Origin of the sequence: Anaerorhabdus sp., from assembly GCF_036637135.1 — a bacterium.
Classification (GTDB): Bacteria; Bacillota_I; Bacilli_A; order Erysipelotrichales; family Erysipelotrichaceae; genus Anaerorhabdus.
On record NZ_JAVWNC010000120.1, the window covers coordinates 1 to 1,854 of the forward strand.

Genomic DNA, 1,854 nt, shown 5'->3' on the forward strand with positions numbered 1-1,854 from the left:
AAACAACAGCACTAATTAGAAAAGATATTACAAAAAAGTAATGTCTTTTTTTTGCACTAAAAAACACTGAAATCAATGAAGAAATCAGTGTTTTTTAGTATAATTGTAGTATGGAAACAAGAATGAATACCACACATACAATAACCCTTAAGCAAGATTATTGTATACCATGCCAGTTTATATTTCCACAAGAATTTGAAAATTTGATAGAAAATTCAAGTTCAGTAAAAACATTGAAGACGATATTGGGAGGAATCAACTTAGAAAAATACAAACCCAAGCACGAAACAAGAGGTCGTAAAGGGTATGAATATCGTCCAATGATGGAAAGTATACTGTATGCATATACGCTTGGAATTTATAGTGTAAGAAAAATAGAAGAAGCGATGAAGAATGACATTCGGTTCATTTGGTTATCAGGGGGTATTCATCCCAGCTACAAGACGATCAGTGAATTCATCAAATATCAAATCGGTAAGAATGCAGAAACAATCTTCAAAGAATTAAATGATGTCATTGAAGCTGAAGATGATATCGATGTAAATACGATCTATATTGATGGAACAAAGATAGAAGCCAATGCAACTAAGTTTTCATTTGTATGGAAAAAAGCAACACAGAAGTATCAAGAAAAACTCATGGTAAAAATGAGTAAAGACATCGTGGAGTTAGATGAGTTTTTCAAGGAATGTAATATCGGAATTCATTACTTAGTGAAAGACTTTTATCAAGTCGAAGATTTTATCGAAGTGTTTAACTCGTTAGATAAAATACATCAAAATGTAGATAGCATATTTACCTACGGCAAAGGACATCGCAAGAATGAGTTTCAAAAATGGTATGAAACATTTGAAAGTTATAAAAACAAAGCAATGGAATACAGTGAGAAGATAAGAATTTGTGGTAATAGAAACAGTTATTCAAAAACAGATCATGATGCAACGATGATGCATGGCAAAGAAGATTATTATAATAAGACAGGAATCTTTAAGGCGTACTATAATATCCAAGTAGGAGTATCCAACGAATACATAAGGCTAATTGGTGTTTATCAAGATAGTAATGACTTAAGAACATTTAAACCCTTTATGGAAGATTACAATCGACTCTATCAACATTATCCAATTTATCCAGTAGGAGATGCAGGATATGGTAGCTATGAAAACTACATTTATTGTATATCAAATCATATGGAGTTAGTACAAAAGTATAATACCTTTTCACAGGATAAAGAAGGAAAAGAGAAAGTAAGATATCAAGTAACAAAAGAAGGAAAGATGGTATGTCCAAAAGGTCATGAATTCATCTATAATCGAGATACAGAAAGCATAAGATATGGAGTTTATAAAATAGTACAAAACTATGTGTGTACAAGATGTAAAGATTGTCCGATAAAATCAACATGCACAAAAGAAAAAGATAGTAAATCATTAGCTATTAATGTTGTCTATGAAGAAATGAAACAAGTAGTACAAGACAATTTAAACAGTGATTTAGGAATACAACAACGAGTTAGACGATCGATAGAAGCAGAGGGAGCCTTTGGAATTATCAAACAAGATTGGGACTATCGAAGAATCCATAGACGAGGAATAGATAATGTGAAACTTGAGATGTTTCTTATCGCTATAGGATTCAATATGAAGAAGTTTCATCAAAGAATGGTTATCAGAAAATCGAAGATAATGAATTAATTCATCCTAGACGATTTGAATGAGTTCTTTTTAGTGTCCTCGAATTGAGGTTTTTTTATTTGGAGATGTTTCTCATTTCTCATTTTACTTTTAGAATCAAAAAAAAGAAGCTATTACGCTTCAGATGATCAAATTGTATCACCTATTTCGTAACAGCCCC

At 31.3% G+C, this 1,854-nt stretch carries 1 protein-coding gene; it reads left to right on the plus strand.

What is annotated here, in order from left to right; all coding sequences use genetic code 11:
• Positions 1-122: 122 nt before the first annotated feature.
• Positions 123-1,694 carry a transposase gene (locus RR643_RS11635; protein WP_332483319.1) on the plus strand — a complete coding sequence of 524 codons (1,572 nt, stop codon included), beginning with the start codon at positions 123-125 and terminating at the stop codon, positions 1,692-1,694.
• Positions 1,695-1,854 lie beyond the last annotated feature (160 nt).

Bases quoted from the DNA above. Each gene is read 5' to 3' on its own strand.
- RR643_RS11635 (WP_332483319.1), top strand. From the start codon at position 123: ATGAATACCACACATACAATAACCCTTAAGCAAGATTATTGTATACCA.